4 protein-coding genes and 2 pseudogenes are annotated in these 3,167 nt (G+C 57.8%); 5 read left to right on the top strand and 1 reads right to left on the bottom strand.

Annotated features, from left to right (window positions below):
• The 5 genes and pseudogenes from AC0L18_RS32240 to AC0L18_RS32220 all read left to right on the top strand — a co-directional run.
• Positions 1-365 (top strand): annotated as a pseudogene (locus AC0L18_RS32240) (hypothetical protein); the annotation flags it as partial.
• Positions 366-373: 8 nt separating this feature from the next.
• Positions 374-751: a hypothetical protein gene (locus AC0L18_RS32235; RefSeq protein WP_473495718.1), complete on the top strand. Its 378-nt coding sequence runs from the start codon at positions 374-376 to the stop codon at positions 749-751.
• A gap of 612 nt (positions 752-1,363) precedes the next feature.
• On the top strand, positions 1,364-1,564 hold the full coding sequence (locus AC0L18_RS32230; RefSeq protein WP_473495717.1) for a hypothetical protein: 201 nt from the start codon (positions 1,364-1,366) through the stop codon (positions 1,562-1,564).
• A pseudogene (locus AC0L18_RS32225) lies at positions 1,565-1,853 on the top strand (hypothetical protein).
• A 355-nt stretch (positions 1,854-2,208) separates the two neighbouring features.
• Positions 2,209-2,466 carry a hypothetical protein gene (locus AC0L18_RS32220; protein WP_473495716.1) on the top strand — a complete coding sequence of 86 codons (258 nt, stop codon included), beginning with the start codon at positions 2,209-2,211 and terminating at the stop codon, positions 2,464-2,466.
• Between the two features lie 279 nt (positions 2,467-2,745).
• Here the strand turns inward: AC0L18_RS32220 and AC0L18_RS32215 are convergent.
• On the bottom strand, positions 2,746-3,167 hold a 422-nt coding region (locus AC0L18_RS32215), incomplete at its 5' end, for a response regulator (protein ID WP_473495715.1).

The raw sequence follows: 3,167 nt of genomic DNA, 5'->3' as shown, positions 1-3,167 counted from the left end.
GATGCCGATCCGTTCATGTTGCACCTTTACGCCGCGTTGGCAGAGAAGGAGCGTCGATTGATCTCGGAACGCACCAAGCCGCCCTCGCCTCGCGCAAGACGACCGGCATGAAGCTCGGCACTCCGACCAACACCGCTGAAGCTGGGGCGAAAGGTCGGAAGATGTCGATCGAAGAAGCCGACCGGTTTGCCCAGACCGTGCTGCCAATCATCGCTTCCATACAGCGGTCGGGCATCACCAGCCTGCGTGGACTGGCAATCGCCCTAAACAACCGCGGCGTTTGCACAGCGCGCAATGGCCAGTGGCAAGTCTCTAACGTGCGCAACATTTTGGGGCGGCAAGCTTCTGCGAACGTGCTTTTATAGGCGGGAATTTGCTGACCAGCATGTCCCCGCTTGCCCGGCTCCCGCTCGACGCCGAGCAGTTCGAACTCGTCGACCGTCCAGCTCTTTATCTTCAGCCAGTTCGTCGTCGGGCCGCTCCGATATTTGCTGTCGGCGCGCTTCGAGACGATCCCCTCAATCCCTGCCTGGTCGACGAGGGAGAAGCTCGCGTTTGGGTCACCAGGCGTCGCCTCGCTGAACTGGAGCTTTGCGTCCATCAGGAGGCCCGCGCCGATGAGGCCAAGCGCGTGAACGCAATAGCTACTAGAAGGGCCATCGGTCGCGCGCTGCAAGCCGCAGCCGCAAGCCAGCCAAAAACGACGACTTGCAACCGCTTCGGCAACACCGTGAACTGCACGACGTTTTGAGTGGCACCGAGAGGCGGAATGAGCGCCCGCCGCTTATTGCGAACGCTCGACGTGATGGATGCGGCGCAACAGTTCTTGGGATCGAGCTAGAATGCGCCGGCTCTCTTCCATTGTGGGGCGCAGGTCCGCAATCGAGGTCCGCGTGGGAACCGCGCACACTCAACATACACGTTATCGATTTGCCACGGGTCCATTGCCGTAACTCGCCGCGACTAACGTTTTCGAGTTAGAAATCGGGCTTCCCGCATAAGTGACGGCCAGTCGGACCCCAGAAGGGCGATAAGCTCGCGAGCCTGCTCTTCGGTTATGTTCGGCCGGACGACAGCGTTGTCTGGTGCGCTGGGTGTTCTGTCCTGCTCGTCAGTCACTTGCAGAGTCCACACTAAGCGGGGGTAACGCAACCATCCGGCTAATGGTTCCCGTCGCTAAATGACTCGCTAATGTTCATCAACTCAGGTGCGGCGCCGCGCGTTTGACAGATCAGTACTGATTCACTCAAATAATTTTTGTTGCGAAGTTTTTGGAGCGATTTATTTTAAAATAGTCATCCGCTCTCTGAGAGGCATGCGGATGATTCGAAGAGGACAGCGCTTTCGCCTTGTGAGGTGTCAAATGCCGTTCCTTGGTGCAGTCGACCCAGACCAGCTATCTATCATCACCAGAGCGCTTGACGAGCACTGCCAGACGATCGGCATCCCGCCCGACAGTTTGGAGCGCGAGAACTTAGCAAGCCGCGTTCTGGCGCTATTCGGTCAGGGCGTGACGACCTTGGAAGATCTGAAGAAGGCGCTAGCCAGCGACAGCGCCCCCTGAATGACCCGCCTATCTGTTGCGGAAGAGCTTGAAAGCGCCGCGGACCGCATCGCGGACATGTCGCGCGCGGATCTGCAGATTATCCTACGTCGCGCTGCGTTGATGTTGAGAAACGTCTCAGGCGTGCCGCTGGAGCCGGCGACCGCGGACACGCTAGTTCAATAGCGGCCGAAATGAAAATCAGCAGATCCGATCTCATTCAGATCGCGCTGCGCGAATGCTGGAAACCAACGCCTATTTGCCAGTTCGAACGATCGACGAGGAAAGCGAAACCGGCGGCAGCGCCTAGTGGATAGAGTCTAACGCTTGGTGCCCGCGTCTGACGGCAGCGATGATCTTGTCGGGGTCGGCGGCGGAAACCACAGGGTAGCTTGGGCCAAAATTGATTTGACAGTAGGCCATCCCAAGCGCCGAGTCTCTTTGTGCGCATGCGCGCACGTTTTGACTAGGGAGGAAAACCCCATGGAAGAGATCAATCGTCGGTCTGCATTGACGATCGGTCTAGCGACAGCCGCCGCGACGCCTCTATTCGCTTTAGCGACGCCCGCGGGAGCCGCAGAGATCGTCCCGACATATGGTCCAATGACGGTAAGGAGCTTGCCCCCGGCGTTCGCATAGTGGAAGTAGGCACTTGGGACTCGGATATGACAGGCATCAAAAGCATTCTAGTGCTCGATGTAGTATTCCAACCTGGGGCTGCCGACAAAGAATCCGTCATGGACAACGACATGGTCTGTTTTATCACTGCTGGTGAGTTCACCATCAAGAAGACGAACCCCGATAAGGAATTTAACGTCAAGAAAGGTGAGTACTATACCTGCGGCAAAGGCAAAACGGACCATGCCACGAACATAAGCAAGGAAGTCGGGATCCACCGAATCTCCGTTCTGATACCTGCCTAAGCGTTTTAGAGGGCCGCCTCTGAGGTGGCCCTTCGCCCCTCCTAACGCTTGTCTGGACAAGCCCATCGTCTCGCATGCACACTCCCCACAAGCGGCGCCGGCCACCTTCAGCCCCTTCGTTCGAAAGTTGGCTTCCAGTCGCGATTGCGTGCCCGCTGCTGGCCTTCGTAGTCAGGAATGCATGTAAAGAACACCTGCCGGCGGTCGCGGCCTGCAGCCTTGCAGTTTGAGCAGACAAAGAGCCCGAGCCGTGGTCACGGCCGAGCGTGGCTGGCGATCTCACAATGTACCGACTTGCATAGATTTTAGCCAGCTGGAAACGTCTTCGCCAGCCGTGGATGCCCCAGCCATCGAACTGGCCAAAGCTACGAGCACGGAACCGTCGGCTGGTTTCCCGACAAAAGTCCCGGCCTTGAAGGCCTCACCCCGGCCCTCGATGTCCGTGGCACTATAAATTACAAACGGGATATTGCGGGCCACGAGTTCTTCAGCAACCGAAGAGCTGACGCAGTCGCGCAAGAGCACGTCGAGGATAACGACGTCGGGCTCAACAAGGGCCAAAATTTGTCTTGCACGAACGCAACTTGGCTCTGAGGCTACCGCAAAGCCAGCCTGTTTAAGTGACGCCTCGATGTCAACGACGATCATCGGCTCGTCCTCGAAAATGAGTGCTAGAGGCTTTCTCATGTCCTCACCCTCCT

The organism is Mesorhizobium sp. WSM4819 (assembly GCF_055811215.1).
The sequence above is the reverse complement of the archived record's forward strand: the minus strand, read 5'-3'. Positions and strand labels throughout refer to the sequence as shown.